The organism is Clostridium sp. YIM B02500 (genome assembly GCF_022324665.1).
Classification (GTDB): domain Bacteria; phylum Bacillota; class Clostridia; order Clostridiales; family Clostridiaceae; genus Clostridium; species Clostridium beijerinckii.
The window spans coordinates 160,066-184,638 of the sequence record NZ_JAKGTE010000009.1 but is presented as its reverse complement, the minus strand read 5'-3'; the positions used below and the strand labels follow the sequence as shown (position 1 = coordinate 184,638).

General features: G+C 29.1%; 24 protein-coding genes. 6 read left to right on the top strand and 18 right to left on the bottom strand.

Annotated features, from left to right (window positions below; all coding sequences use genetic code 11):
- Positions 1–15: 15 nt before the first annotated feature.
- Complete coding sequence (locus L1S46_RS10265) at positions 16–429, top strand: Lrp/AsnC family transcriptional regulator (protein WP_017209285.1); 414 nt, start codon at positions 16–18, stop codon at positions 427–429.
- A gap of 117 nt (positions 430–546) precedes the next feature.
- Here L1S46_RS10265 and L1S46_RS10260 read toward each other — a convergent pair whose 3' ends face one another.
- Both L1S46_RS10260 and L1S46_RS10255 read right to left on the bottom strand, forming a co-directional pair.
- Complete coding sequence (locus L1S46_RS10260; RefSeq protein WP_238899895.1) at positions 547–1,074, bottom strand: HXXEE domain-containing protein; 528 nt, start codon at positions 1,072–1,074, stop codon at positions 547–549.
- A 52-nt stretch (positions 1,075–1,126) separates the two neighbouring features.
- The gene (locus L1S46_RS10255) at positions 1,127–1,489 is read right to left on the bottom strand and encodes a MerR family transcriptional regulator (protein ID WP_012058589.1); all 363 of its coding nucleotides are present in this window, start codon (positions 1,487–1,489) and stop codon (positions 1,127–1,129) included.
- A gap of 79 nt (positions 1,490–1,568) precedes the next feature.
- Here L1S46_RS10255 and L1S46_RS10250 point away from each other — a divergent pair, with 79 nt between their 5' ends.
- Positions 1,569–1,934 carry a carboxymuconolactone decarboxylase family protein gene (locus L1S46_RS10250; protein ID WP_238899894.1) on the top strand — a complete coding sequence of 122 codons (366 nt, stop codon included), beginning with the start codon at positions 1,569–1,571 and terminating at the stop codon, positions 1,932–1,934.
- A gap of 237 nt (positions 1,935–2,171) precedes the next feature.
- Here the strand turns inward: L1S46_RS10250 and L1S46_RS10245 are convergent, their stop codons facing one another.
- The 9 genes from L1S46_RS10245 to L1S46_RS10205 all read right to left on the bottom strand — a co-directional run bounded on the left by L1S46_RS10245 (position 2,172) and on the right by L1S46_RS10205 (position 11,075).
- Positions 2,172–2,723, bottom strand: coding sequence for an N-acetyltransferase (locus tag L1S46_RS10245; protein WP_238899893.1), 552 nt, complete (start codon positions 2,721–2,723; stop codon positions 2,172–2,174).
- Between the two features lie 249 nt (positions 2,724–2,972).
- Complete coding sequence (locus L1S46_RS10240; RefSeq protein ID WP_238899892.1) at positions 2,973–3,482, bottom strand: GNAT family N-acetyltransferase; 510 nt, start codon at positions 3,480–3,482, stop codon at positions 2,973–2,975.
- A 20-nt stretch (positions 3,483–3,502) separates the two neighbouring features.
- Entirely contained in the window at positions 3,503–4,360 is an 858-nt protein-coding gene (locus tag L1S46_RS10235) for an AAA family ATPase (protein WP_238899891.1), read from the bottom strand.
- Between the two features lie 35 nt (positions 4,361–4,395).
- The gene (locus L1S46_RS10230; RefSeq protein WP_012058584.1) at positions 4,396–4,830 is read right to left on the bottom strand and encodes a GNAT family N-acetyltransferase; all 435 of its coding nucleotides are present in this window, start codon (positions 4,828–4,830) and stop codon (positions 4,396–4,398) included.
- A 41-nt stretch (positions 4,831–4,871) separates the two neighbouring features.
- Positions 4,872–5,573: a ribose-5-phosphate isomerase RpiA gene (gene rpiA, locus L1S46_RS10225; protein ID WP_012058583.1), complete on the bottom strand. Its 702-nt coding sequence runs from the start codon at positions 5,571–5,573 to the stop codon at positions 4,872–4,874.
- A gap of 699 nt (positions 5,574–6,272) precedes the next feature.
- A complete protein-coding gene (locus L1S46_RS10220) occupies positions 6,273–6,875 on the bottom strand; it encodes an NUDIX domain-containing protein (protein WP_012058582.1) in 603 nt (200 codons plus the stop codon).
- A gap of 167 nt (positions 6,876–7,042) precedes the next feature.
- Positions 7,043–7,834, bottom strand: coding sequence for an HAD-IIA family hydrolase (locus tag L1S46_RS10215; protein ID WP_238899890.1), 792 nt, complete (start codon positions 7,832–7,834; stop codon positions 7,043–7,045).
- Between the two features lie 4 nt (positions 7,835–7,838).
- On the bottom strand, positions 7,839–9,011 hold the full coding sequence (locus L1S46_RS10210; protein ID WP_238899889.1) for a sn-glycerol-1-phosphate dehydrogenase: 1,173 nt from the start codon (positions 9,009–9,011) through the stop codon (positions 7,839–7,841).
- Between the two features lie 111 nt (positions 9,012–9,122).
- Complete coding sequence (locus tag L1S46_RS10205; RefSeq protein ID WP_238899888.1) at positions 9,123–11,075, bottom strand: beta-L-arabinofuranosidase domain-containing protein; 1,953 nt, start codon at positions 11,073–11,075, stop codon at positions 9,123–9,125.
- A gap of 189 nt (positions 11,076–11,264) precedes the next feature.
- Here L1S46_RS10205 and L1S46_RS10200 point away from each other — a divergent pair, with 189 nt between their 5' ends.
- Positions 11,265–12,161 (top strand): AraC family transcriptional regulator, encoded by an 897-nt coding sequence (locus L1S46_RS10200; protein ID WP_238899887.1) that lies wholly within the window; start codon positions 11,265–11,267, stop codon positions 12,159–12,161.
- A gap of 202 nt (positions 12,162–12,363) precedes the next feature.
- Positions 12,364–13,287 (top strand): winged helix-turn-helix transcriptional regulator, encoded by a 924-nt coding sequence (locus L1S46_RS10195; RefSeq protein ID WP_017209299.1) that lies wholly within the window; start codon positions 12,364–12,366, stop codon positions 13,285–13,287.
- Positions 13,288–13,626: 339 nt separating this feature from the next.
- On the opposite strand, the gene L1S46_RS10190 is transcribed toward L1S46_RS10195, so the two are convergent.
- The 4 genes from L1S46_RS10190 to L1S46_RS10175 form a co-directional block, all read right to left on the bottom strand.
- Complete coding sequence (locus tag L1S46_RS10190) at positions 13,627–15,144, bottom strand: alpha-N-arabinofuranosidase (RefSeq protein ID WP_238899886.1); 1,518 nt, start codon at positions 15,142–15,144, stop codon at positions 13,627–13,629.
- Positions 15,145–15,207: 63 nt separating this feature from the next.
- Positions 15,208–16,098, bottom strand: a complete 891-nt coding sequence (locus tag L1S46_RS10185; RefSeq protein ID WP_023976144.1) for a carbohydrate ABC transporter permease — start codon at positions 16,096–16,098, stop codon at positions 15,208–15,210.
- A 1-nt stretch (position 16,099) separates the two neighbouring features.
- Positions 16,100–16,990: a sugar ABC transporter permease gene (locus L1S46_RS10180; RefSeq protein ID WP_077856349.1), complete on the bottom strand. Its 891-nt coding sequence runs from the start codon at positions 16,988–16,990 to the stop codon at positions 16,100–16,102.
- Positions 16,991–17,086: 96 nt separating this feature from the next.
- Positions 17,087–18,433: an extracellular solute-binding protein gene (locus L1S46_RS10175; RefSeq protein ID WP_012058573.1), complete on the bottom strand. Its 1,347-nt coding sequence runs from the start codon at positions 18,431–18,433 to the stop codon at positions 17,087–17,089.
- A gap of 560 nt (positions 18,434–18,993) precedes the next feature.
- Here L1S46_RS10175 and L1S46_RS10170 point away from each other — a divergent pair.
- Positions 18,994–19,671 carry a DUF624 domain-containing protein gene (locus L1S46_RS10170; RefSeq protein ID WP_171781050.1) on the top strand — a complete coding sequence of 226 codons (678 nt, stop codon included), beginning with the start codon at positions 18,994–18,996 and terminating at the stop codon, positions 19,669–19,671.
- A 61-nt stretch (positions 19,672–19,732) separates the two neighbouring features.
- On the opposite strand, the gene L1S46_RS10165 is transcribed toward L1S46_RS10170, so the two are convergent.
- The 3 genes from L1S46_RS10165 to L1S46_RS10155 form a co-directional block, all read right to left on the bottom strand.
- Positions 19,733–20,497 (bottom strand): exodeoxyribonuclease III, encoded by a 765-nt coding sequence (locus L1S46_RS10165; protein ID WP_171786338.1) that lies wholly within the window; start codon positions 20,495–20,497, stop codon positions 19,733–19,735.
- A gap of 254 nt (positions 20,498–20,751) precedes the next feature.
- Positions 20,752–21,663 carry an AEC family transporter gene (locus L1S46_RS10160; protein WP_171786339.1) on the bottom strand — a complete coding sequence of 304 codons (912 nt, stop codon included), beginning with the start codon at positions 21,661–21,663 and terminating at the stop codon, positions 20,752–20,754.
- A gap of 266 nt (positions 21,664–21,929) precedes the next feature.
- The gene (locus L1S46_RS10155; RefSeq protein ID WP_238899885.1) at positions 21,930–23,909 is read right to left on the bottom strand and encodes a YgiQ family radical SAM protein; all 1,980 of its coding nucleotides are present in this window, start codon (positions 23,907–23,909) and stop codon (positions 21,930–21,932) included.
- A 363-nt stretch (positions 23,910–24,272) separates the two neighbouring features.
- On the opposite strand from L1S46_RS10155, the gene L1S46_RS10150 reads away from it, so the two are divergent.
- Positions 24,273–24,422, top strand: a complete 150-nt coding sequence (locus tag L1S46_RS10150) for a hypothetical protein (RefSeq protein WP_017209305.1) — start codon at positions 24,273–24,275, stop codon at positions 24,420–24,422.
- Positions 24,423–24,573 lie beyond the last annotated feature (151 nt).

Sequence of the window (24,573 nt, the reverse complement as noted above, 5' to 3'; positions counted from 1 at the left end):
AGGATTTTGTGCTCTATGTTTGATGAAATAGACTTGAAGATTTTAGACATGCTATTGATTAATTCAAAAATATCGCTTAAAGAAATTGGCGAGCATGTACACCTAACCCCTCAAGGAGTATCCAATAGAATTATACGACTTCAGGATTTAGGTATAATAACACAGTATACTGTATGCATTAATAATTCTCTGCTGGGCAAAAACATTACTGCATTTATTACTATTTTCATGAAAACCACACAACATGATAAATTAACAAAATTTATTAAAGAAAATACAATTATAACTGAGGCACATAGGATTAGTGGAGATGGCTGCTATTTGCTTAAAGTCATATGCTCTAATATGGATGAAATTAATTTATTACTTGATAAAATCATGGAATATGGTACCTACAGATTAAGTTTATCTACCTCAACAATAAAGTAATAACTATTATATATGTTGTAATAGTTAATTTACATTTAAATTTCTAATACCTAAATAGTTTAGATAGAACTAGATTTATAAAAATAACTTTAAAAGCTACTATATATGAATTTTCTTTCAATGCTTATACCTCAATAACTGTTCGGAAAATAAGTCCATACATTTGTGAGCAATATATAAATTCACTAACATAATTATGAATCCCAAAACAGAATATGAAATAATAATATTTGATGTATACACTTTGGCTATACTTTTAATAATATTAATACAAATTGGCAAAAAGATAATACTTGTAACAATTGCTGGAACATATTTTCTTATTATTAATGCTTGAAAACAATGTATTATTAAATGTGTAGTAAAAGCAATAAATAGACCGATCCATAAATTAAACCAATTTGTTTTGTACGAAATAATAGTAATTATGATAATTAAAATAAATTCTTCAGCTACCCCAAAAGCAAAAGATGCCGCTGTAATATTATCGAAATGAGGAAATAAATTTTTTGATAACTTCGGAAACTTTTCAGATAAATAATACCTATTTTTATTTATCCATGATTGTATAAAAATTATTTCTTCAAAATCATGGATAATAAATACTATAGGAAAAAACCATATAATTGCTTGCATATTGCTCATTTCAATCCTCCCATATATTATATTTTATAAAAATTAAATTAACAGACATTAGTTATTTTTTATCTATCATTTTCTTATAAATACTAATCTTTTTATTCAAGTGTATTATATTTTCTTCAATTTTTCTTTTTTCAATATTTAACCTATCCATTTGTTCTTCAAGTAATTCTAATCTTTCCTTAATTGTATCATCGCCATCATATCTCAATTTCGAATAGTATTGTATCTGCTTAATTGGCATATTTATTTCCTTTAATCGAATTATAAATTTTAGCCACTCAATATCTTTTTCAGAATATACTCTTTTATTAGCTTCATCTCTTTGAGGATAAATCAGACCAAGCTTTTCATAATATCTTAAAGTATCAATGCTCAAACCAATTTTTTCAGAAAACTCTCCTATATAATAATTCAAAATAATCACCTACCTCTTGACATGGAGTTAACTCCAGCATATACGATAATATTATCAAAAAATAGGAGGTATTACAATTATGGGAAATAGATATGATAAAGGACTAAATAAACTCAATGAGGTTGATGGAAATGCTGGAACAGCTGTAATAGAATCACTTAAGGATATAGCTCCAGACCTTGGAAAATACATTATTGAATTTGCTTTTGGAGATATTTATACAAGACCAATATTTGATTTAAAACAAAGGGAGCTTGTTACTTTATCTGCTCTTACTACACTAGGAGGATGTGAAAACCAATTAAAAGTTCATATTAATGGAGCACTAAACGTTGGGATATCTAAAGAGGAAATAATAGAAGTATTCTTACAATGCATTCCCTATGTTGGCTTTCCCAAAGTATTAAATGCTGTAGCGGTTGCAAAGGAGATTTTCAATAATTAATTAAGAGCTTAGAATTTTTATAATTTAAGGCATATGAACGAAAATAACAAGTCCAAAATACTATTATTATTTTTCATCAGGCAAGGAAGTAAATTAGTCTCATAGCATGTCTATTAGGGTAATTTACTGATGCATCATGGTGGAAAATAGGTTTGGCAGATGGACTTCTTATTTTTTTGATTATGCCTAAGCTCCAAAACAATAAGTTTTATATTATTTTTTATATTGTTTTTAATATTAAATTTCTCTACAGTAATAATCATCATATATAATAAATTTTTTGTTAATCGGCTTATACCCCGTCTCCATTAATGCATTTATACGTTCAGTTGCCATTGGAACTGCTTTCGTTAAGATATGCCTAACATCAAAAGCCTCATAAAAGAATTCATTTGTGATATCTAATATATTTTTTATTATATTCTGGATTTCACACTCACTTTTCAGATCTATTCTTAAAATGCCATAGTGATTAAATTCATCTTCTGCTAACCTATGAAACATTTCTATAGTCCCAATTTTTTCATTAGTAGCATTTAAAATTACTGTCCATCTCACAAATTGTTTATTTTCATATGACCATTTCCAAAAATCAATTGCTTGTCTCATTTTTTCGATTGTTTCATAATTAAAATTATCTCCATGACAATTGTCAGAATTGAATAATGGCACTGCTTTTTCATCTGAATAGCATTTGAGCAACTCTTCTAAATCATCCTCGCTTGTTTTTATTAATGTAATTAATTTATTTTTATATTTAGGACACTCTTTGTAGACATCGTTATTCATAAATTAAATTCTCCTTATATTTTTAATTTTCCCTAAAACTAAGCAATGAATCATGCTCATAAACATATTATCAACAATATTACCATGGCTATTTTTGTGGAATTATCTTGTTTCAAAATTCATATGTATCTGTCCTTCTTAAGAATAGATTATATAAATACTCGTTATTTCAAGGTTTTATAGCAATGCAAAAATTCTAGTTTTTATATTTTTTTGAGCCTAAACATTGTTAAATACATATAAGTTAATTTATCTAAGCTTATTAATATAAATATTCTCTTGCTCAGTAGTGCTGAATAATTCAAAATCACAATTATTTAATACTTTAATAGAACCAAAATTCGTTTTTAAAGCTCTGGCTATTATACCTTTACCCCCTTGAAATTTACCTGTCCATCTTACTAATGTTTCTAATGCCTCTGTCATAAATCTATTTCTTCTATAATTAGATGAGATGCTATACCCAACTTCTAAATAACCATTTGCATCAGGTACCCCTTTAAATCCAATAAATCCTATTCCTTTTTGATTTTCCTTATTAATAATTAGCCAGTATGTGTACCACTCATGGATATTTTCATCAATGTTTTTCATTTTAATTAATTTTTTTGATATTGCTAATTTAACAGAATCTAATAGTGATTCTAATTCAATTTGAGTTTCAATATTATCAAGTTCATTGTTATTTATACATTGTAATTCCTCAAAAGATAAAGGCTTCAAAAATAATCTTTCAGATTCTAAAAATTCATTATTCACTCTAACACTCCCATATTTTATTATTTAAACTCTTTTTCGTGTATTTTGAAAAAGTCATAATATGTACGTACATTTTCCAATTCTGTCCACCGTTTTACATCAACAGGATTTTCATCGAGATCATATATTTTCGCGCCTTTCATAGCAAGTATAAATGGTGAGTGCGTTGATATAATAAACTGACATTCTAAAAACCGTGCAGAGTCCTCAATAAAATTCATTAATTCAATTTGACGTTTTGGAGAAAGACTATTTTCAGGTTCATCCAATATATACAGTCCATTCTCATAAATTTTTTCAGTAAAATATATAAATGCGCTTTCTCCATTTGAATATTCTCTGAAATTATCCATTAATCTATTTCTCACAAATTTTGATTGTGTTTTACTCCTAGCAGTATTTACTTTTTTTAATTGCTCATAATCTGCCATCGACTTCATTTGGAAGCGAGAATATTTAGACTCCAAATATTCTTCAAAAAGCTTTTCTCTCTTTATGTCAATTCCTTCATTTATGCTACGAATGTTTAGAATATAATCAAATACATCATCACTAGTAATAATCCTACTATTTTTAGGAATATCTGTTTCAACATATATATCACACATATTGACATAGTCAGGAAAAAAATTAGATTTATTATAGATAGAATCACGGCTTACCCCTATTTTTTCTGCTATAATATTTAACGCTGTTGATTTTCCAGAACCATTTCCTCCATATAGAATAGTAACTGGTTCAAAATCAATTCTTCTAAGACCATGTTGTGACAATACCTTAAATGGATAAAACGAATCATAACAGGTTCTTTTTACCCCCATGAAAAATCTAAATTCCATATCCTCATTAGGAAATGTAAAATAATTTAAATAAACCATCTTTTTTCTCCTTCTCAGATAAATTGCAATTTATATTATATCCATTGTATAAAAGCAGTTTTATCATTTTGATTATATCCTGCTTGTTCATAGAAATTTAGCGTACTTTCTTTCTTGGAGCCAGTTAATAACATTAATTTATAACACTTCTCTTTATGCGCTATTTCTTTTGCGTAGTTCAAACAAGCTGTTGCTAATCCTTTATTTCTATAATGTTTATCAGTCACTACATTTTCAATAAATGCATATGGTCGTTGATTGTGTGTCAAATTTGGTATTATGACACAAACACACGAAGACACTATCTTTCCTTCTTCCTCTGCAATAATAATATGATGTTCTTTATCTTCCAAAATTCTATTCCATACTTCCATTATTTCAGGTGTTTTTCCTGGCATAGATTCACCATGAAGTTGCATATATAATTGCATTAATCCATTAAAATCTTCATTTATTATTTCCCTTATCATGTGATCATCCCCCCTGCATACATTCTAAGATGAGATAATATCTATCTAAATTGCTCCATCTTCACATTTTGACTGTTGCTATTATTAATAATCTTGGCGCCACTATTTGTGCCAATAATAATACGATTGCACATATTAATAAATAATCCTGTTTCTAGCACTCCAGTTATTCTATTAACTTTATTATAAACGTCATTAATGTTCATTGGCGTTCCTATATGCAAATCAACTATATAGTTACCATTATCAGTTACAAAAATCTCTTCTTCCTTCATTCTTATTTTGGGATTTAATGAATAATCCTGTAATTCTTTAATTACATGTTTGTATCCATATGGTAATATTTCAACTGGTAAAGGAAATTCTCCAATACCATCAACTAATTTACTTTCATCCATAATCCATATAACTTCATTAGCCAAACTCGCCACAATTTTTTCTCTAAATAAGGCTCCACCACCACCTTTAATAGCATTAAATTCATTATCTATTTCGTCTACACCATCAATTGCTAAATCAATCCTATCAACTTCATCAATTGATAATAAAGGGATCTTAAGTTCTCTTGCCAAACTCTCAGTACTTTTTGATGTTGCTACAGCTTTTATCTTCATTCCATTTTTAATCAATTCTCCAACTTTTTTAATCATGTAATAGGCAGTAGAACCTGTTCCCAATCCTAATATCATCCCATCTTTTATATATTCTGTTGATTTTTCTCCTGCAACTCTTTTTTGATCCATACTTACCTCCAAAGATTTTATAATTCTATTCCTACTTTAAATTCTCTACCTGTATAAATTCGTTTTTTCTTTAATATTATTTATATAATATTTTTTCCAATACACATTTTTCAATATTCACGACTCATAAATATTGCCGTAAAATAGCTTTGATTCTTTTGATTTAAATATTACACATATATTCTTATCATTTAAATCATGATATCAGAGAATTTCATTTACCAACAAATTGTTAATCCAACCTATCATACAAATTATAATTTTGTTTCACTTTATGTAAATTATATCATTTTCTTACAATTATTCGCACTAAATATAAATAAATTTATCACTATCTAATAATATTTGTTTCTTTCATTATATTTATATTTAATTTTTCTCCTCACGCCCACCCTCATATTAATGCTGTACAATAATATAATTTTTAATTATCATCTTAAAACCCTATCCTTCTCTGTAATCCATTAATATATTTGTCTGTATTCCTACTTGATCCAATCTTACTTATCCTCTAAATCTATTTCTAGGTATGAAAAAAAGAGCCAAGATTTTACTCTCAGCTCTAGACTTCTTTTTTTAATTCCTGTTTATACATATTCCCAAGCAATATAGCTATTCCTGCAAAGTTTAGAGTAAAAAAACTAGTTTTTATGGGAATTGTTATGAGTTTGATAGAAATGCTTCATTTTTTATAGTTGGCTACAAATTCTCCAAAAAATCTTGCAGCATCTCAGCTGTGATTCCCCATATATTATAAGTTTCATATTTATAAAATAAAGATCTATAATTAGCTTCTCTAAATTTATAGTTTTCCCTATTAACAATTAAATCATATGGAAATTCCTTATCTCTTTCAATATTTATTTTATTATTATATACACGAGGCTTATTATCTAAAAGATAAGATAACGGTACATAAAACACATGATCAACCTCATCTTCACTTATCTTTATCTCATTAAGATCTTTAATAATTCCTACATATGGGTGAATTATTATGCCATCATACCTTACTATAGTATCTAATTCATTTACTATATTAATGCTTTCTACGCCAAGTTCTTCAGATATTTCCCTAAGTGCAGCTTCCTTAGGAGATTCATTTCCATCTATTTTCCCACCTGGAAAGCATATATCTCCTGGCTGGCTCCTTAATTTTTTGGACCTAACTTCAAATAATACATGTACTTCATTATCAATCTCAACTAGTGGAATAATTATAGCTGACCTTCTCATTCTTTTCCAGCCATTAATATATGGTTTCTCATCTTTCAACTTATTCATAATATATTCTAAATTCATATCCTATAATCTCCTCCTATCTAGTTATGTTATAAAAATATTATATCAAAATCATTATCTTAGTGATATGAAAATTATATTCTTCTAAACACTATAAAAAAGCTGCTAAAAACAAAGTTTGAATTTCATTCTTAACAGCTTGTAATCCTTGCCTTACTAAAAGTATATTAAAAAGCTAACTTTTCATATAACTCTTTGATTGTACTAACGCTATATGTTGGTCTAAATTCTGTATCTTTCAAATCTTCCTTTGTTGCTTCTCCAGTGAACACTACAGCTGTATCAACACCACCATTAATACCGCAGGCAATGTCTGTATACAATCTATCTCCTATAACTAAAGTTTGCTCCTTTGTAAATCCTGTTTGTTCTAGACACATTTCCACTATCGTTTTATTAGGCTTCCCAATGTATAAAGGTTGTCTTTTAACTGCATTTTCAATCATTTCGCATATTGATCCACAGTCTGGCACAAAACCAAAGCTAGTCGGACAAACGAGATCTGGATTAGTAGCTATATAATCAATATCTCTTGTTGATAGTAATTCACATATATCCTCTATCTTTTTATAATTTAATTCATTGTCAAAGCCTACTACTGCGCAAACAATATCTTCATCTTTATCTTCTGTAATATTAAGCTCAAATCTTTTTAGTTCTTTAATAAATGATTTTGTTCCAAGAACAAATATTTTTTTATCTTTATATACTTCTTTTAGATATATTGCGGTTGCATAAGATGATGTTACAAAACTTGTTTTATCAACTTTAATTCCAAAGTCATCAAACTTCATAATATAATCTTCTATACTTTTGGTTGAATTATTTGTTATAAATATATATTTACCACCTATACTTAAAACATAATCCATAAATTCTAATGTACCATCGATTAATGTTGTATCTAAAGCTATTGTACCATCAATATCTAATAAAAATAATTTTTTATCTTTTAGCATATTATCATTCTCCGTAAAATAAATTCGTTAATTCATTTGCATATTCTTCTAACATATTCTCAGTTTTTGCATATTGCAAAATCGTATATCTAGGTCTGATTTCAAGAGCATGAATTACACTCCTATGAAATAATTCTTTCTCAATTCCTAACGCCTTTGGATTAGACTTAGCTCCAATAGAATTTAATAAATTTATTATTATTTCTGGCACAGGAGTCTTTATCCCAAACCTTTCTTCAATATTAAGTTTTTTATACAACCATGCTGATATTACTGTGCCAACTCCAACTGAATTGCCATGTAAAGGATGCTCTAGTTTTCTTGAAAGCTTATCAATTTCCCAATAATGAGAAAGATGGTGTTCTGCTCCTGATGCCGGTCTTGAATTTCCAGAAAGAGTCATTGCTATTCCTGATAGTATAAGTGCTTCTGATATATATTCTATTGCTTTAACATCTCTCTTAACAGCTCCTTCTATATTTTCAAAACATTTATACATAGCATTCCTTACTAGCTTTTCTGTTGTATCACAAAAATATTCGTTATAAATCGTATTAGATAATCTCCAATCAGAAAGTGCTGTATATTTTCCTAGTATATCACCAAATCCAGCGCATATCATCTCAAATGGAGCATCTTTCATAATATTTGAATCAGCTATAATAGCATATGGATTAGTCCCTGGATATGTTACCTTTGCTCCATCAATAATTAGAGGTGATACTGTTGATGCATATCCATCCATTGATGGAGCTGTTCCCATTATAACATAAGGAATATGAGTTTTTGCACTTATTATTCTACATATATCATTAATACTTCCAGATCCCACAGCAACTATAAGCTCTGTTTCATTATTTACTTCAACCAATACTCGTCCAATTGCTTTTTCATCTGGAATTAAATCTCCATCACTAACTAACATAATATTATTTATCTTATAACCTGATTCAGTAAATTCATTTTCTACACATTTACCAAGTGCTTTATAAGTATTATTATCACTGACCAATAAGATTTCTTTTGGTAAAATTTCTTTTGCGACATCTAGAATTTTATTATATACATTTTCTCCAACATAGATATGTTTTATGTCTATTCTGTGTTTTTTGCCGCAGCTACAGTCAAATTCCATATTCGCCATTTCTTCTATTGTTTTAGTCAAAATTTCATTCAAAACTAAATCCCTCCTACGTTTATGCTTTTTTCTTTAGGTTCACTTAAAATTATATAGTATATTCAACCACATAAACAGCGTACAAGTTGCTTAATTTTAAACTTTATTGAATTAAATACATTTTCTTACCCATACTATCATTTCTCCTGGTGTTCTGTTAGCCCATAAATAATATGGAATCCATTTTAACTTCTTTTCACTAAATTCAATTTTAGAGTCATATAAATATAACTTATCTTTATCACAGTCTTGCTCTTTAACTACTAGTCCATAACTTTCAAGTACTATTGCGCCACCTAAGAAATCTTTGTCATATTCATAAGTAAATTTAGGATTACTATTTAAATAAACTCTGTGCAGATCAGGTCCATTGTCTTCTTCCTCTAGACAATAAACAACTGGTCCCCTCATTACAGCAACTTTTCCCATGTCTTCTCTTACGTTTATATTTGCTCTAACTATTTCTACAGGCATCTTAAATAAAATGTTAATTTTATCAGCATCTTTCCATTTTCTATTTATATATGCATACCCATCAATTATACTGAACTTTATCTTTTCTTCATTAACTTTTATTTCATAATTTCTACACCATTCAGGAATTCTTAATGCAAATTCAAAGTCAGCTTCTTCCTTCATGTTTAAATTAATGTCTATACTCTCATCCCATGGATAGTTTGTTTTAATATCAAATGCTACACTCTTTCCAGAGAAATTAGCTGATATTTCTCCTCCCATGTATAAATGCATAAATATTGTATTATCTCTTAATGTATATGCATAACTTCCTATAGAAGTCAAAAGCCTTGCTAGATTAGGCGGACAGCATGCACATCCAAACCATTTTTGACGTTCAACTTTTACATGTGCTCTCAAATGATCTTTTTCAGAAGCCTCTGGAACCACCTCTAATGGATTTACATAGAAAAACTTAGTTCCATCAATTGACATTCCGCTTATAATTCCGTTGTATAAGGCTTTCTCCATTATATCTGCATATTGTGATTTAGGCTCAATTTCAAGCATTCTTCTTGCAAAAAAAACCAATCCAATAGATGCGCAAGTTTCAGCATAAATAGTGTCATTTGGTAAATCATAATTATAAGTAAATGCTTCTCCATATTGTGATGATCCAATTCCACCTGTTATATACATTTGCTTTTTAGTCATATTGCTCCATAAGCGCTTGCAAGCTTCTAGCAGCTCATCATCATTTGTTTCTCTTGCTACATCAGCCATTCCTGAATATAAATATACAGCTCTTACAGCATGCCCCTCTGCGACTTCCTGCTCTTTTACTGGTTTACCTGCTTGATAATATTGATATTTGAAGTAACTATCTTCCCACCAGAACTTATTATTATACTTTTTCCCCTCTTCTTCAAAATATAATGGTGATTTGCCTCTTTCATCTATAAAATATTTAGCTAAATTTAGATATTTTTTATCTTTTTTTATTTTATAGAGTTTAATTAAAGCCAATTCAATTACTTCATGACCTGGATATCCATGCAATTTGCTATCTTCTGGCCCAAATATAGTATCCACATAGTCTACATATTTTACGATTGCATTTAATAACTTATCTTTTCCCGTTGCCTCATAATAAGCTACTGCCCCTTCAATTAAATGACCTAAACAATACAATTCATGATTATCACGTAAGTTTGTCCATCTTTTATCTAATCCGTTTATAATGTAATAAGTATCTAGATATCCATCTGGCAGCTGTGCCGCACAGACAATATCAATTGCTCCATCTGCAATTTTTTCAAGTCCTTCATCCTTATTCCACATAAGAGAATATCCAACCGCTTCTATCCATTTTGCAAAATCACTATCTTGAAACACAAAACCTTTAAATTCACCTTCCATCATCCCAGCTGCAATCTTAAAATTTTGCATACAATAACTTGGCTCCGCACCTTCTATTCTATCATTCAATGCTTCCCATTGATAAGGAATCACATGAGTTCTTGCTAGCTCCATCATTTTCTTCCAAAAATTATCTTTTACATTTATATGATTTATTTGCAAAGGTTTACTAAAAGTATTTGAGTTCATTATTAATTCCTCCTAAATTTATTTTTATGGTGGTTAATTTATTATAATTATCAAAAACTATTTTATTCATTCCTCTAAAATACAAATGCCATTATTTAAGCATATGACTAGCTTTTATACATATAACTATAGTATATTTATTATATAGAAACAACTTTCATTTTAATATAATAGGTGGTGAAATCCTATATGTTTTATTTTATCTCTGATAATAAATATCCACTTACTCATTGTTCTAGTGGAAAATTGATAAATAATGAGAATTTTATACATTCTAAAAGAAACCTCGATACTTTTGTTATTCTAATTGGTTGTGAGGGAACTCTGTACATTGCACAAGATGATAAAAAATATGAACTTACGCAAAATAAGTTTATTATATTATTTCCATTCCATACCCACTACGGTTATAAAAAATCTGAAGGGAATCTTTCTTACTATTGGTGTCATTTTAGAATTACTTCTGCTGAATATAAGCTTTTAAACGCTGAACAAATTAATGATTATATATTCAATTTTGATAATGAATTTAAAAAAGCCTCTTCAGATGTTTATCTTTTACCTGAATATGGTTCAATTTCTTCTGCTGCAAGAACAAGCCTCATTTTTCGTCAACTGCTTGATCTATCAAACAAAAAGAGTTATTCAGAATATTTAACAAATTATGCATTAAGCCTGTTGGCGATGGAAATCTCTCAAGATTTCATGGATAATATAATTCATCAAAATGAAAAACTATCTAATACCAATTGCAAAATAAATGAAATTGCAAACTGGATAAATATAAATTATAATTCAAATTTAACTGCACATAAAATCGCCAAAACATTTAACTACAATCAGGATTATCTTTCTTCGGCATTTAAAAAATATACTGGTACGTCTCTTTTAAAATACATCAACAAAACAAGAATTTATGCTTCTAAACAACTTCTATTAAATTCATCTTTCTCAATAAAAGAAATTGCTCTTCAGGTTGGATTTAATGATGATAAGCATTTTATGAAACTTTTCAAAAAATTTGAAGATGTCACACCAACTGAATATAAAAACGCATATTTTAGAAAAAACTTAAACAAAAAATAATTGTTTATATTATGACTTTATTTTAAAAATATTTAAAATGATTATTCACATCTAATCCATAAAAGGGTATAATAATCTTAATATAGTGTATTATTATTTGATAATTTTATAACGAACTATAACTTAAGTACAATTTTTCTGAAATTAATACTTCAACATTAATTTCAATTCAACGAATATTAACAACACAGAGGAGATTATTATGATTCACATTACAAATCTAAAGGAAAGTTTGCCACTTTTCAAAGCTTTAAGTTCGGATGTAAGAATGAATATATTAGAGATTTTATCACAGTATAAGCAATTAAATATGAATGAGTTATCAGAGAAACTTGATTTAACTAATGGTGCCGTTACTATGCATATAAAAAAATTAGAAGAGTGTGGATTAATAAAAACGACTAATTTAACTGGAAAGCATGGATTGCAAAAGATATGTTCTCTTCACGAGGATAAATTTGTAATTGATATTGGCAAACAAGATGTAGAAAATTCATATCATATAGATTTAAATATAGGTCACTATTCAAATTATGATATTACCCCTACATGCGGCATCGCAACTAAGGATAGTATTATAGGAGAAGTAGACAATCCAAATTACTTTGCTGATCCTGAAAGAATTAATGCAGATATTCTTTGGTTCACTAAAGGAAGTATAGAATATAGAATTCCTAACTATTTAAAACCAAGTGAAGTATTTTCTGAATTGCAAATATCTATGGAAATAAGTTCAGAAGCCCCTGGAGTATGCAGCATATGGCCATCTGATATACATTTCTATTTAAATAATGTCAATGTTGGTAGATGGACCAGTCCTGGAGATTTTGGTGATAGTAAAGGTATTTTGACTCCATCTTGGTGGAATCCTCATTGGAATCAATACGGATTATTAAAACTTTTAACCATAAATTCTTTCGGAACTTTTATTGATGGAATAAAGATTTCAGATGTCACTCTAGAAGATTTAGAATTAAATTATAAAAGTGATATCCTTCTAAAGTTAGCTGTTCCAGAAGAAACAAAACATGTTGGTGGATTAACTATTTTCGGAAAAAACTTTGGCAATTACAATCAAGGCATAAGTGTAAGACTTGTTTATAATACATTAACTCAAGAATCTTGATGTTGATTATTGTATCTAATTATATATATATGTTGCAATATTTTTAGAATTATAATGAAGAATCATTTTTGCAATATATATTAAAATATATTGAATTAGATCTGTTTTTATAATAAATAAGAAGTAATATTTATAGGGCATAAATATTACTTCTTATTTTATTTATATACCATTTCAAATGTTTTCTAACCAGAAATAAGTAATATACTTTTGTAATCGCAGTTGTCATAATATGGAATGTTTCATTGGTAATTTTGATGGATGTGATTCTTTGCCAATAAAATAGGATTTAACACTATTAATTTTAGTTGTTAAATCCTATTTAATATATATTGCTTTTTATTTATTCTTTCCTAAACGAATTACATTCCAAGACGCTTTTCCCAAAGATGAAGTTATAATTCCATCAACCAGATTACTTCTATCTACAGATTTTGGAGTAACAGCTTCACCTGTTGGAGAATTCACTATTTTCATATTATCATGCTCTAACACAATATGTTCAATGATTTTAAATCCTTCAAAACTTCTTACATCACAAGTTAATTCAATATCTTCCTCTAAATTACGATTAACTGCAAATATTGTAACTTCTTCCTTTTCTTCATTATATACTGCTATCGATTCAACGTCTTTTACGTCAGTAAAATCTACAGTATCATGTTTTGGCGAAGAAACTACTGGTTGAAGTGCAATTCCTCTACCGTATTTAGATGCATGCAAATATGGATAGTATATAGTCTGCTTCCAAGCTGGTCCATTTTCTTCTGTCATAATTGGTGCGATAACATTAACCAATTGCGCTAAGCATGCCATTTTAACTCTATCAGAATGTTTCATTAAAACAATTAACATTAATCCAACTAAAAGTGCATCTTCAAAATTATACATATCTTCTAAAAGTGCAGGTGCCTTTTGCCATGGATGATTCTTCATTATATCATCATCTTCATTATTAGAATGGAACCATACATTCCACTCATCGAAGCTTAAGTGCATAGTCTTTTTACTACGTTTTTTTGCTTTTATATAATCACAAGTTGAAGTAACTGTTTTAATAAAGTGCTCCATATCATCACTTTGTGCTAAGAAGTTTGCAGTATCATTTAATCTATTACCATAATATTGATGAAGAGATACAAAATCTACAACATCGTAAGTATGATCAAGAGTTGATGCTTCCCATTCAGGGAAAGTAGGCATTGCTGTATTTGAACTTCCGCATGAAACTAATTCAATATCTGGATCTATTAATTTCATAGCTTTACCTGTTTCTAGAGCTAATCTTCCATACTCTTTAGAAGTTTTATGTCCTATCTGCCATGGTCCATCCATTTCATTTCCTAAACACCATGTTTTTATTTTATGTGGTTCTTTAACACCATGTTTTATTCTTAAATCACTATATTTCGTACCACCTTTATGATTACAATATTCTAAAAGATTGCAGGCATCTGCAATTCCTCTTGTTCCAAGATTTATTGCCATCATTATTTCAGATCCTACAGCATTAGTCCATTTTGAGAATTCGTTTAATCCAATTTCATTAGTTTCTAAGCTTCTCCAAGCTAATTCTAGTCTCTTTGGCCTTTCTGCTACTTCTCCAACACTATCTTCCCAAAAGAAATTTGATACAAAATTACCACCTGGGTATCTTATAATTGGAACATCTAATTCTTTTACTAATTCCATTACATCGGTGCGGAAGCCATTTTCATCAGCTGACATATGGCCTGGCTGATAAATCCCTCCATATACTGCCCTTCCTAAATGTTCAATGAAAGAACCATAAATTCTTTTATCTATTTCGGATATTTTAAAGTCTTTGTCTACCACCATTTTTGCTTTTTTTGCCATTATAATTCATCTCCTTAAGTATTTAGTTTGGACTTTCTAGTCCTTAGTGAAAATCAAATCATATTACCCCTTTACAGCTCCAGCTGTCATACCTTCTACAAAATATTTTTGGAAGCATGCAAATAAAATAAATACTGGTATTACTGAAATGAAAGAACCTACAAATAATAAATTATAGTTGTTTCCATAAGGGGTTAATAATGTATTTAATCCTATTGGTAAAGTAAATTTTGCACCATCTTTCAACACTAACATTGGCCATAATAAGTTATTCCAACTAAACATTGCATTTAATATAGCCATTGCCGCAAAAGATGGCTTCATAATCGGTAAAATTAATCTGAAGAAAATACCATATTCCGATGCCCCATCTATCCTACCTGCTTCAACAAGGTCTCTTGGTATTCCGGAGAGGTATTGCCTAAAGAAAAATATAGTTGATGCACTTGCTATAGTCGGCAAAATTATTCCAATATAGGTATTTGTTAAATGCATATCACTTATTTGGTTATACAAAGGTAACATTAAAATCTCAAAAGGTACCATCATAACGAATAAAACACATATAAATAGAAAATTCTTTCCTTTAAAATCGTACATTGCGAAACCATATGCAACAAATGCGCTGATAAATAATTGGCAAACTACTTGCACTATAGTTAAAAATAAACTATTAAAAAACCATGTAAATAAGCTATTTTTTTCTGTGAATAGAATTATATAATTTTTAAACGACATTTTAGCAGTATCTATTGATACATCCATACCATTTGCTATTACTAATGCACCATCCTTGAACGTAGAAACAAATAATGTATAAAAGGGAATTAGTAGTATTACAGCTATAACTGCAAAAAGCATAAAAATTAATATTCTTTTTGGCAAATTTTTTACATGACTTACTGTATTTTTTTGTGTATTTTTTTTATTATTCAAACTAATATTGCTTTGCATACTAATCTCCTTTCTTAAATGTTCCATTTAGTTTTAATTGCACTAAATTAATAGCCATTCCTATAATAAACAATACTAATCCTACCGCAGATGCATAGCCCATGGCATTTTTTTCAATACCTTGTCTATATAAATATCCTACAATTGTAAGACCTATATTATTAGGCGAGTTATTACCATTAAACACCATATAACTTTCTATAAACATTGCAAGACCTGCGTAAATAGATATAGTAAGCACATAAATTGTTGTCGGTTTAAGTTGAGGTATTGTTATATATCTAAACTTTTGCAATGTATTTGCTCCATCTATATCAGCTGATTCATATAATTCTGCAGGAATGTTTTTAAGTCCTGATAAGAAATATAACATATTAACACCAGTCCATCTCCAACATGCCAATACTAGCAATACTATAAATCCTGTAGTTCCATTTTTTAGCCATTTAAATGGATCCATTCCAAATAGCGCAACAACCTGATTCATTAATGAAGTAGATTGTTCTCCAAAGGCAAATCTAAATATTATACCTGCCACAGCAACAGATGTTAAAGCCGGTAAATATAATGCAGATTTAAAGAATTCTTTTCCAACCATTAGTTTGCTGTCTATTATACATGCAAGTATCATTGGAATTGGAATAAGCAATATCAATGTCCATATCATATATTTAAAACTGTTCCATAACGCAACTAAGAAAACCTTATCCCCTAATAGTTTTGTATAATTTTCAAGCCCAACAAATTTTCTCGATCCTGGTAATACATTCTCAAAGCTCATTATTACCGTATTTACCATTGGAGATATGAAAAAAAGTAAAAATACAAGAATAAATGGTAATATAAATACATATGGTGCTGCTTTTTTATTATATATAAATCTCTTTACCATTTCTTAACTTCCTCCTCCCACGCTTAAATAATACAGAGAAGCCATCTTTGTAACTCAATATGCTTGTAAAAAGCTTCTCTGTGTGGATGTTTTTAATTATTTCAATTCATTTTCTACTTGTTGCTGTGCTTCATCTAATGCTTGTTTTATATCTTTCTTATCTTCAAATATGCTATTTAATGTAACTGTATTTAAAACGTTGTTTATACTTGGAATAGCGTCATTTGATTTAATTAATTGTATTTCATTTTTAATTTCATTTAATGTATCAAAAGGATTAGTCTTAAAGTATTTTACAAACTTATTTTCTGGATTATGAGTAATATCATTTTTAGTCCATAAATCCGTATTGCATGGATCGAAGCCTAAATCTTCCCATATTGCCTGTTCACCTTCATCTGAAAGTTTTGCATATGCTAAGAATTCTTTAAGATTTTCTTTATTCTTAGCTGTTTTAGTTACAGCTGTACCTGTACCACCTAAACCTACAGAACGTGGTTGACCTTTTTCAAATACTGGAGCTGGAGCAATTGCCCATTTACCTGCTTGATCAGGCATGTATTGTAAAAATCTTGACATATACCAAAGAGGCATAATTGCAACTGCATAGTCCCCATTATTTATCGCACCTTCAGCATCTGTTTGGTCAGGTTGTCCACCTGGAATAGTAGCTATTGCATGGGCATCTTGTAAATCTCTTAACGTAGTAAGTGCTTTAACCATTTGCGGACTATTTAATTGTGGCTTACCATCCGCATCAGTAAAATCTGATTTTTGTTCTGCTAGCATAAGACTTTCTTGCCATTGAGCACTTGTATCTGCTGTCCCAAAGTTTTTACCAGTTGCAGCATAATATTTAGCACCTGCTGCTTTAAAATCATCCCAGGTAGCTATAGATTTATAATCAATCCCCGCCTTTTCTAAGATTTCAGTATTGTAGTATGCTACACATGCTCCAACGTGTGTTGGTAGTCCATAATTATGTCCATCTTTACTGTAAAGATCTATACGAGATTTAACCAACTTATCTTTATAAGGCGAAATAACATCATCAAGATTCTCTAATTGTGGGTCTCCTTTAAGAAAATTAGGGAATTTACCAACTTCTATATCACATGCATCAGGGGCTCCTTGTCCGGACAAGAGTGCAGATTGCAATTTATTATGCATATCATCATAAGGAAGAACTGTAAAATTAATATTTAACTTCTTGTCAGGATTTTTCTGATTCCATTTTTCTAACATCTTTTCATAAAACGTTTTATGCATCTCAATAAATGTCCACATTTCTAACTGATCTCCTGAAGAAGATGATGCTGAATCCTTTCCTCCACTCGAGCTAGTACTCGAACTACTTCCACCACATCCGATTAACATTGTTGCAGCAATGGATGTTACAGCAGCAATAGCAGCAAGTTTTTTTAATATTTTTACACTTTTCATATTTTTACCTCCCATTATTTATTTGAAGTTAATATATTTAGTGAGCACCATTTCATTTTTGTTAATTAAATATATGCCTTTAAAAACAGTGATCAAAATAACTTTTATAAACAAAGCTTGTACAAATACGCGCTTTATTTTAATTAATTTTAAAGTATATCAATAAACTTGTATTCCTTTTAAATTATTTTATGTATATATTTTTTTAGTTTATTTAATCCTTTTGTTAATTTATCGATATTTTGCCACCAGTAATCCTTTTCATATGCATTATTTTTAAGTTGCAACTTATTATCATAAATTTATTATATACTTATATCTATTAAAGTCAATACTTTCAAGTTATATTTATTTAAATTATTTTAGATTTATTTAAATCATATTTTGACCTTTTTATACAAAACTTAAGATGTTTTATATTATAATGAACTTCTTAATGGCATGTAAATGTTTTTATAATCTTGAACTTTAAATTTCCAAATGATATACTATCTTTAAACTTATCTAAAATAAACATATCAATAATATGAGATAAATTTTATTTGAGGAGATTGATTAATATGAAACTATTAACCCCAAATTTCGAACGTGAAGGTCCTGGTATAGAAAAGGACGAGCCTCCAAAGGAAGGTATACATTTATTTTTTGAATTATTTACTATGAGATTTTGGGATATAATTAAATTGAATTTTGTCTTTGTTTTATATTCCCTCCCTATTATTACAATCGGTCCAGCTTTCGGTGCTATGACTTCAATTTTAATGTCTATGCTCCAAAGAAAGCATACTTATATTTTTTCGGATTTCCATGAAGCCTTTAAAAACAACTGGAAACAATCATTATTTAGTGGATTAATAATATTAATTGCATTTTCATTTTTAGGTGTTTCACTATCCTTTTATTTAAAATTAGCTCAAGAGAAATCTATTTTCTATTTTGTTTTCTATTTATGTCTTTTTATCACAGTTTTACTTGCACTTGCATCCATGTATATTTATCCGTTGCTTACTACTGTTTCTCTTCCTCTAAAAGATGTTTTTAAAAATTCCATATTACTTTGTATTGTGTGTATAAGAAATACATTGTTAGGCGAATTAGCCTGTGCACTAATATTAGGAATTCATATTTTCTTTTTTCCTATATCACTTCCGCTTTTCTTGATACTAACATTTGGTATACTATCTTTCATTTCCAGCTTTACCGCTTGGATAGGCATAAAAAGATTTATTGTACAATGAATAAAAAAACAAAGCATAACCAACTACTCAAATATAGCTGTTATGCTTTGTTTTTTATCTATTATAGATTAATTGTCAACTCAACTGGACAATGATCTGATCCTGTTACTTCCATATGAATTTTTGCATCTTCTAATTTATCCTTAAGACTTTCTGAAACCAAGAAATAATCTATTCTCCATCCAGCATTATTAGCTCTGGCATTAAATCTATATGACCACCATGAGTACATGCCTTCTTTATCAGGATAGAAATATCTATATGTATCTATAAATCCTGCTTCTAATAGTTCAGTTATCTTAGATCTTTCCTCATCTGTAAATCCTGCATTCTTTCTATTAGATGTAGGATTTTTTAAATCTATTTCTTTATGTGCAACATTTAAATCCCCACAAATTATTACAGGTTTGTTTTTCTCAAGTTCTTTTAAATATTTTCTAAACACATCTTCCCATACCATTCTATAATCAAGTCTTTCTAATCCTTGCTTAGAATTAGGAGTATAAACATTTACTAAGTAAAAATTATTATATTCTAAAGTAAGTACCCTTCCTTCGTTATCATGTTCTTCTATCCCAATACCTCTTTTTACAGTTAAAGGCTCCTCTTTTGTAAATACAGCAGTGCCTGAATAACCTTTCTTTTCAGCATAATTCCAGTAACTTGTATATCCATCTAGTTCCAAATCTATTTGACCTTCTTGAAGCTTACTTTCCTGTATGCAAAATATATCAGCATCTATTTCCTTAAAATATTCTAAAAAGCCTTTTTTTACGCAGGCTCTTAACCCATTTACATTCCATGAGATTAATTTTTTCAATTTCATCTCCTCCTTAAAATCTTAAATAATAATTATTATTATATAATATTTTAGAAATATTATCTATATATATCACAATTATCTTTCTACTTTCTATTAGATTTAATTGGACACTTTGACCTCTAGAGTTTTAAATATAAATTTATTATTAGAACACACGTATTATTTATTAAATAATTTATTAATACAACAAAAAAACCACACGCTTTTTATGCCTAGTGGTTTAATTTATTTATCAAAATACTACTTTTTCGATTATACTAATTAATAATAAACAACAATAAAGTTATTATAACTATGCTTATGGGTATACATAAAGAATTTACTACCCCCGCTAAGCCTTCATCACATTTACATCTAGCCGTAAAGACTGGTGCAAGAACAGGAACTGGGCCAAATACCAAAATAACTAGTACATGCTTAATTTCCATTGAGAACGGTACACAAAAATAAATAATAACTGCAAATATTGCTGCAAACAAGTAACGTATACTTATAATAGAAGCAACTTTAACTAGCTGTTCTTTTCGGAATTTGCATTCAAAAACCATGCCAATCATAAGCATGGACAAAAACGCATTTCCTGCACTTAGATTTGAAGTTACTGTATATATCACCTGTGGCAACTTAATACCTGTAATTGTCACTATAAACATAAGCATATAAGTATCAAAAGGTACAGATGAGAACATTTTTCTAAGAAATGCTCTAATGCTTTGGTCATTTTCTTCCCCAACAACACCTGATGCAAGTGCATATGTGCCTCCTGTACACATAATCGAATTACCTATATCGAAGAGACTTGTTATCCCAACAGCATATGCTCCCATAAAACTCTGCACATATGGTAGGGTAAAACATCCTATATTATATCCAGCTAAATTTAGCATATTAAAGGCTTTTTCTTTATTATCCTTATTCCTAGCTAAAACAAAACCAACGAAAGACATTATAATGTTTCCCAAAAATCCAAGCAAAATAATAAAAAGCATTGATGTATCCATTTTAAAATTTGCAAATCCAGTAATAAGTGCACACGGTAAAGTAATATTCATTATAATTTTAGTTATAATTTTATAGTCTTTAGGCCCAAAAACCCCTATCCTTTTGAAACTATATCCTATCGCAATAATCAATATAAAGCTAAACGCTTTTATTAAAATATCCCCCATTTTTACCCCTTTCTCTTAATTATACCGAAATAATAAAACTCCACATCCAGCACTCTAATACGTAACTACCAAATTAGGATCAAAATGTAGAAATTTAACTTCAGCATGTATGCAAATACATGCTGAAAAATCAATAACTTATTCTTAATTTCAATATATACTATCGATTAAATTAGTAAATTGCTACAATTCATGAACTAAATATAAGATCTGACAAAAACATTTTATTATTTCATTGCAGCAATTTTACAATGCTATTTACTATTTTATCTTTTCTTAATAGTCTTCTTTTTGCCATTTGGCAAGTTTTTTTCTTTTGTTTTATTACCTTTTTCTCTTCTATCAGAAATTCTATCACCCTTTAATCTGTCTGAAGGCTTTTTCCTATTAGTTCCTTGGCTTTCATTACCTCTAGAAACGCTAGGATTATAACCTTTGACACTTTTATTTTTATCTTTTATAAGACATTTCGGACCATTTCCTATCAAATCAGTTCTACCAGCTTGTGTTAATGCCTCATAGACCAGTGTATAGTACTTTGGATTCTTATATTGAAGCAGAGCTCTTTGCATAGCTTTTTCATGCTTAGTCTTTGGTACATAAACTTCTTTCATTGTCATTGGGTCTAATCCGGTATAATACATTGTTGTAGCCAATGTACCTGGTGTTGGATAAAAATCTTGTACCTGCTCTGGTTGATAGTTAATATCTCTTAGATACTCAGCAAGCTCAATTGCACATTCTAAAGTACTTCCCGGATGAGATGACATTAAATATGGAATTATATATTGTTTTTTTCCAAGTTTCTTTGTTATTTTTTCAAACTTATTTACAAATTTATCATAAGTTTCGCCAGCCGGTTTACCCATATATTTTAGTACATCTTTTGAAATATGTTCAGGTGCAACTTTTAATTTTCCACTTACATGATGTTCTACCAATTCTTTAAAAAACGTATCATCTTTATCAGCCATAATATAATCATATCTAAGACCTGAGCGCACAAATGCCTTTTTAACTTTTGGTACATTCCTTATAGATCTTAACAAATCAAGGTATTCAGTATGATCTACATCCATATTTCTACAAACATCTGGAGATAAACACTCTTTATTTTTACATGCTCCAAAAGCTAACTGCTTAGAACAAGCTGGTTTTCTAAAGTTTGCAGTCGGCCCTCCTACATCATGAATATATCCCTTAAAATCTGGAAGTTTTGTAATATCTTCTACTTCTTGTAATATTGATTCTTTACTTCTACTTTGAACAACTCTTCCCTGATGGAAAGTTATAGCACAAAATTTACAGTCTCCAAAACAGCCTCTTGAACTTACTGTACTAAATTTAACTTCTTCAATTGCAGCTATTCCGCCTTTCCCTTCATAAACAGGATGGTAATCTCTCATATATGGAAGTCCATACACTTCATCTAATTCCTCTCTATTTAAAGGGGCTTCTGGAATATTTTGTACCACATATTTACTTCCATGCTTTTGTACGATAATATTACCACGAACAGAATCCTGTTCTTCATATTCTACTTTGCTTGCTTCCGCATATTTATATCTATTTGTAGATACTTCCTTATACGAAGGAATTTCAATATAATCCTGCACATCTTCTAAACTTTCTGTAGCATAACAAGTGCCTCTAATATAAGTTATATCCTTTGCTCGAACTTTATTCTTTAAACTTTCTGCAACGGCCACTATTTGTTTTTCACCCATACCATAAATCAACAAGTCAGCTGTACTATCAATTAATATTGATTTTCTTACTTTATCACTCCAATAATCGTAATGAGCAAATCTTCTAAGACTTGCTTCTATTCCTCCTATTACAATATCTATATCTTTATAAGCTTCTCTTATCTTATTGCAATAAACAATTGTTGCTCTATCAGGCCTAAGTCCCATTTGTCCACCTGGAGAATAAAAATCTTTTTCTCTTAATCTTTTACTTACAGTATAATGATTGACCATAGGATCCATGTTTCCACCATTAACTAGGAAAGCATATTTAGGCTTCCCAAATCTCTGAAAATCATAAATATTATCCCAATCCGGTTGTGGTATTATCCCAACTTTATATCCATTTGCTTCAAGTACTCTCGAAATAATTGCAGTACCAAAACTATGATGATCAATGTATGCATCAGCTGTAACAATTATAAAATCTAATTGCTCCCAACCTCTTTCTCTCATATCTTTTTTGCTTATGGGCAAAAACTTTCTTTCAGTTGTCATATCTTCACCTACTTATTCTTCTTATGGTTTAATTTTCAAAAATCATACACACCTTATTTTCTCTTTGCCTATTATAACATAAAGACACCAAATTCTAAATCCGTATTATGTTATTTATTAATTTCATGTCTTTTTAAACATTATTTTCAATTATTCTAGTATTAAAATGCTTTATTTAAACTATTCTACCCCAGTATGTACACCTATAAGATCTTATTTACATAAATTTGTATAATAAAAATATGGCAGGTTATATCCTTATAGATAATTTTATTTTTAAGTTTAATATGTAACAATTTTTAATTATGTTTAATATATTATTAATATAACAAATGATATAGATTAACAAAGGAGAAATGAACTATGAGCAGATGCTGTTATAACAGATGTTGCAATAATTGCTGTGGATACAATTACGGAAACTTTTGTGGATACGGTGGTTATGGCGGATATGGTGGTGGATATGGTTTTAATAATGCTTGGGCATTATGGCCACTATTATTTTTATTATAAAACAACTAACTAATTTTATCCTGTAAGGCTATTTTTACACCTCGATATTACAAAAGAAAAGAATTTCTATAATTGCTTATTTTAGAAATAATATGGAATATGAAATAAGACCTAAAGATAATTAATATCTTGTAGGTCTTATTTTTATGCT